The 5,358-nt window shown below is 30.2% G+C and carries 5 protein-coding genes and 1 pseudogene; all 6 read right to left on the bottom strand.

Annotation, left to right across the window (positions count from 1 at the left end; translation table 11 throughout):
* Positions 1-120 (bottom strand): annotated as a pseudogene (locus tag ACXJIE_RS08885) (DUF1972 domain-containing protein); the annotation flags it as partial.
* A complete protein-coding gene (locus ACXJIE_RS08880) occupies positions 117-1,136 on the bottom strand; it encodes a sulfotransferase family protein (protein ID WP_456480618.1) in 1,020 nt (339 codons plus the stop codon). The pseudogene ACXJIE_RS08885 and the gene ACXJIE_RS08880, both read right to left, overlap by 4 nt.
* Complete coding sequence (locus tag ACXJIE_RS08875; protein WP_456480617.1) at positions 1,120-2,247, bottom strand: glycosyltransferase family 4 protein; 1,128 nt, start codon at positions 2,245-2,247, stop codon at positions 1,120-1,122. Before ACXJIE_RS08875 ends, ACXJIE_RS08880 begins: the two co-directional genes overlap by 17 nt.
* The gene (wecB, locus tag ACXJIE_RS08870) at positions 2,248-3,363 is read right to left on the bottom strand and encodes a non-hydrolyzing UDP-N-acetylglucosamine 2-epimerase (RefSeq protein ID WP_456480616.1); all 1,116 of its coding nucleotides are present in this window, start codon (positions 3,361-3,363) and stop codon (positions 2,248-2,250) included.
* Between the two features lie 6 nt (positions 3,364-3,369).
* The gene (locus tag ACXJIE_RS08865) at positions 3,370-4,557 is read right to left on the bottom strand and encodes an O-antigen ligase family protein (protein WP_456480615.1); all 1,188 of its coding nucleotides are present in this window, start codon (positions 4,555-4,557) and stop codon (positions 3,370-3,372) included.
* Positions 4,547-5,358 (bottom strand): glycosyltransferase family 2 protein (locus tag ACXJIE_RS08860; protein ID WP_456480614.1); only part of this gene is annotated, 812 nt, incomplete at its 5' end. The genes ACXJIE_RS08860 and ACXJIE_RS08865, both read right to left, overlap by 11 nt.

Below are 5,358 nucleotides of genomic sequence, written 5' to 3'. Positions count from 1 at the left end.
GTTATACACAACAACGTAATGACCTTTCTTTACCCACCTTTCGGACAACTTTTCCGCACACTGCTCAAAACCGCCGTAATTGTTAGGTATCCCCCTTGTTCCGAGTATGGCAATTTTCATAAAATCAACCCTTTTACTCTTTTATATATCGAAACAAAAATGTTTTTGTTGCGAGATAAATTAAATAAAACTGCCAAAACAGTCTTTGGAACAAAAGAAATTAAATAGTACAAAAAACAAACCGGATTGGGAAAAATTTTTTCAGGTTTATAACCAAACTTTTGCATTAAGTTTTCATTAATTTTTTGGATGAAAAAAATCTCCGCAGAATTTAATTTCAATCTCCAATTCCCCATTCTTTTTTTATCAAAGCCTTTTTTATTGTCATCATTAAATATAGATGAAAAAGCAAAAGGAACATCAAGCATAGATTTTTGATAATCCAAACCCAAAAACTCGCAGACTTTTTTCACATTTTCTTCCGGATTTGAAATCAATTCTTCAAATTGTACCATTAAAACATTATCATTCTCTAAATAAGGTAAAATAGCATTAGCAGATGAACGCCAAAGTAAACTAATTGTTATAGGATGATAATTAACCAAATTCCTTATTGACTCACTCAACGGATACGGCTCGTTTTTAGCCTTAAAAAACCTCTTCCATTTATACTTTTGAGAAAGTGTTGTATCCCTCGGGTCTCTAACCATATATATTATTTTTGCCTCGGGGAAATACTCTAAAATACTTTTTAAATAGAATAAATTTCTTGGCGTTTGTTCACACGGAATTTGTTTGTTGTTTTTGCGAGTTTCATAATATAAAAACTTTTTAAAAACCTCAATTCCGTTTACCGGAAAAGAAAAATCCTGCAAAAAGGCTTCAATCTCTTCCCTAAACAATTTCTCTTCACATTTAGAGTAAGTATGCAAACGAGAAGAACAAAACAAGCGAGTCAACACTGATTTGGCTCTTTGTAAATCGAAAAAACAATCTTTTTCCGTCCAAAAATTTTCAAAAAAATGGAGTTCATTAAAAGAGTAAACACTTTTATTGTTATTTAATATCTTTGCCATTAATGTTGTACCACTTCTTGAATTCCCTATTATGAAAATAACTTTATCTCTTTCTACCATTTGCATCTCCCAAAGCCAACAAATATCCTTCAAGAGTTTTCTCTGCTGCTTTTTCCCAAGTAAAATTATTCAAAATATATTCTCTAAACTCTTCATTAAAAGGTGACTCGTAAGCCTTAATTATTGCATCTCTTATAGAGTCAACATTATCAGGTTCGCAATAAAAAGCATAGTCTTTAAAATAATCAACCGTATCTCCTTTTGTTGTTGCAACAATATTACATTTCATTGCTACCGCTTCTAAAGAAACAAGGCCGGGCGTTTCAAGCCAACTTGGCAAAACATGCACTCTTGCAACTTTATAATATTGAGGCAATTCTTCATGTGACATTTTTCCAATAAAAATTACATTTTCTCCACTTTCTTTCTTAACCTTTTCAAAATATTTTTTGTGATTAGGAGGAGCAAAACCTATCAAAACAAGTTTGTATGGTAAATCTTTCATTGCTTTGACAAGGTTTAACTGATTTTTTCTACCAGAAACTTTAGCAACACATAAAACGCAATCTTTAAATTTATCTTCTATCTTTCCATTAACCTGTACTTTGTCATAATCAAAAATATTTGAATCAATCGCATTCGGTACTACTATATACCGTGGATTATTTAAACCAAATTCTTGGGACACTCTCAACATTTCTGATTCGGAATTAGGAAGAAAAATATCCGTCATTTTGCAAATTTCTTTTAGAACTTTGTAATAGCCTAAAAACATTACTTTAATGAAACCTTTATGCAATTCTCCATTCTTAATTCCCCTTGCAATAATCTTTATATACTCCATTTGATAAGGGGAAAGAATATTTGCTAAAAAACGCCTTATACCTTCTGCCGCCTTTTTCTCATATTCATAATACAAACCGTAAATAGTTGATAGAGCCACAGGCTTTCCTTGTCGTTTCGCATTCTTTAATTGAGTATAAGTTTCCTGTCCTCTCATTAAATTAAACAGATGAACAATATCGTAGTTTTTAACATCAGGTTCCAATTCTGTAGAAATATCAACTTTTACACCAAGTTTTTCCAAATACTCTGCGGTTTTTATTAATTGTATAGTATCACCACCAGGAACTGAAAACAGTGTGACCCTTGACTGAAAAAGTACTCTCATTCAGAATACCTCTTCTTTTAAAATCTCCAAAATTCTATAACTTGTTTTCCCGTCTCCGTAAGGATTTACGGCTTTTGTCATGTTTTGGTACTGCTGCGAATCATTTAATAACTTCAATGTTTCTTTAACAATATTTCCCTTTTTGGTGCCAACAAGTTTTGAAGTCCCCGCTTTAATGCCCTCTTTTCTTTCCGTTACTTCTCTTAGCACCAAAACAGGCTTTCCTAAACTTGGAGCCTCTTCCTGTATTCCTCCTGAGTCCGTTAATATTAAATAAGATTTACTCATTAACCAGATAAAATAAGGATAATTTAACGGCTCAATAAGTTTTATTTTGGGATGGGTTCCAATAATCTTTTTTACAGGTTCTCTAACATTGGGGTTCAAATGAACAGGATAAACAATTTCCACATCATCATTTAAATCAGCTATTTCCTTTAACGCAAAACAAATTTCTTCAAAAGGTTTTCCGAAATTTTCTCTTCTATGCCCTGTTACCAGTATTATTTTTTTTGAAAAATCTATAAAATCAAAAAAATTAAAATATACATCCTCTCCGTGATTTTTTATTATTTTCAAACCGAGAAATAAAGCATCTATTACTGTATTTCCGACAACCCAAACATTTTTGGCAATCCCTTCATTTAACAAATTTTGTTTAGATTGCTCCGTAGGGGCAAAATGATAATCTGCAATATGTCCGATTAAAACTCTATTTACTTCTTCAGGGAAAGGAGAATACTTGTTTTGACTTCTTAGCCCGGCCTCAACATGCGCAACTTTTATTTTTTTGTAAAAACTTGCCAATGCAGAAAAAAATGCAGTTGTGGTATCCCCCTGAACAAATACAATATCAGGATTACAATCTTCCAATACCTTTTCCAACATTTTTATTAAATCAGAACTCAAAGTAAACAATGACTGGTTTGGCTTCATTATATTTAAGTCATAATCAGATTTTATCTTAAAAAAAGAAAGCACTTGGTCTAACATTTCCCTGTGTTGGGCAGTAATACAAACACTAACCTCAAAACCCTTTTGTTGTTTAAATTGATAAATCAACGGCGCTAATTTAATTGCTTCCGGACGAGTTCCAAAAATAAACAAAATTTTCATCGGTTTTTAATCTCCAATCCTTTGTTCCATCGATTCCTTTGCAAACAATAAAATACCTAAGAATACCCCACTATATAAACCCATAGTAAATCCACCATAAACTAACCCATTAACAAACACAACAAAAATTATCATGACTCTAATAAAAAAAAGCTGTCCTATTTTTAAAAAACTCGAGTTATAAAAACCTAAATAAAAAAGGAAAAGAATTAAAAAAATCATTCCACAAATACCTAATTTAAAAACTAAAAAAAGAATTATATTATGAAACTTATCAACAGAATACAAAATTTTTCCTGAAAACAAATGCAAAGGTTTAATGGTTTTTAACGCAGCACCAAACCCCTCACCTAATAATATGCCAAAATAAGTGCCTTGTTGAGAAATTTGCTCAAAAAATGACTTCCATTCCAAATAGCGCCATTTTACAGACATATCCGTAAACCAATTTATTTTTTTAAAAAATAACGGAGAAAAATAACCTATAGTTGGCAAAAAAACAAGAAAAATCAGAAAAAGTTTTCTAAACAAATTTTGTTTTGTTTTTGTCGCAAAAATATAAGTAACAAACATTGCCCCTATAAAAATAAAATTCATTCTCCCCAAAGTAGAAATTAAACCTGCAATAACCAAAAAATTTTTCCAATTAAAAAATTCCCAATAATTAATTATGTTCAAAATAAGATAAAGAGACAACAAAGAAGTAGAAAATAAAAAATGCATATGGCGAAATTCTGGTCTATTTTCGCAGAAAACAAAACCATAAAAACTACTTAACAGCTGTATTGTTGCAACAATGATTATATAGGTTTCAAAACTTTTTGAAAAAAACATACTATAGAATCTTTTATTATTTGCTAACAAAAAATAAATCAATATGGGCAAAACAAAAAAATAAAAATCTCTAAACATCTTAAAATAATTATTGTTATTTATTAAACCTACAACCAATCCCCATAAAGCAGGAATAAAAAACAACAATATATACTTAATAGGGATTATTTCCAGCTTGTTTTTTAAAAAAATTAAAAAAATTGTCTCCACAAAAAAGAAAAAAATAATTACACTCTGCCATTTAAAAATCAAACTATTCAATGCTACAGGCAAAGGAGGAAAAAACAAAAGTAGTAATGCAACACTAAATAACAAATTATCATTTGAAATCGGTTCGAACAAATTACAATTATTTTTCATTCTCAAAATCCTTTAATGCTTTAATAATTGCTTTAACCAACAAAAACTTTCCTTTAATTATTCTTTTTGCAATTCTTGCAAAAGAAAAAATTTTTATTTTTTTTACTTTAGTCGGAAAATACTTTTTGTGAAACTTTAAACTATTAAGTGTATAGTAGTATTCAGATAAAAATGACCCTCGCCCTATACTAACACCCCCTTTATCAAAACATTTGGCATTTTCACAAACCTTTAATTTTATCCCCACCTTTCTTGCTTTTACACACCAGTCGGTTTCTTCCCAATATAAAAAATACTCTTCCGGCAGTAACCCGACTTTTCTAAAATTTTCAATATGAGTAAAAAAAGCTCCTCCTGAAATATAATCCAATTTTTCAAAATCTTTTGCTTTTTTTATGAAACGGATAGTGCCGTAAGGAGTTAAGGACGCACCGCCTTTAAACAAAAGTTGGTCAGGATTATGATAGTCAAAAACATTAAGCCCATAAACTGCATTTTTATCAACAGCACATTCTACTAAATTTGAAATTGTGTCTTGTGTCAACACCATATCCGGATTTAACAAAAAAATAAAGCCTTCTTTTTTTTCGTTTAAAAGTAGTTCCAATGCTTTATTATTCCCTGCTGCAAATCCTTTATTCTCCTCATTTTGGATAAAAACAAGAGAATAATACTGGTTTTTATTAAAGTTAATAAGATTAGAAAAAATCTTTTTTTTCTCTTTATCGGAAAGAGTCTGCAACTCTTTTTTCGTTAAATAAAAATATTTAAGTGGTTTTTTAATAGCAGAAGAAACCGACA

This window comes from Nautilia sp. (assembly GCF_053994455.1).
The sequence above is the reverse complement of the archived record's forward strand: the minus strand, read 5'-3'. Positions and strand labels throughout refer to the sequence as shown.

Bases quoted from the DNA above. Each gene is read 5' to 3' on its own strand.
- ACXJIE_RS08880 (WP_456480618.1), bottom strand. From the start codon at position 1,136: ATGGTAGAAAGAGATAAAGTTATTTTCATAATAGGGAATTCAAGAAGT.
- ACXJIE_RS08875 (WP_456480617.1), bottom strand. From the start codon at position 2,247: ATGAGAGTACTTTTTCAGTCAAGGGTCACACTGTTTTCAGTTCCTGGT.
- wecB (WP_456480616.1), bottom strand. From the start codon at position 3,363: ATGAAAATTTTGTTTATTTTTGGAACTCGTCCGGAAGCAATTAAATTA.
- ACXJIE_RS08865 (WP_456480615.1), bottom strand. From the start codon at position 4,557: ATGAAAAATAATTGTAATTTGTTCGAACCGATTTCAAATGATAATTTG.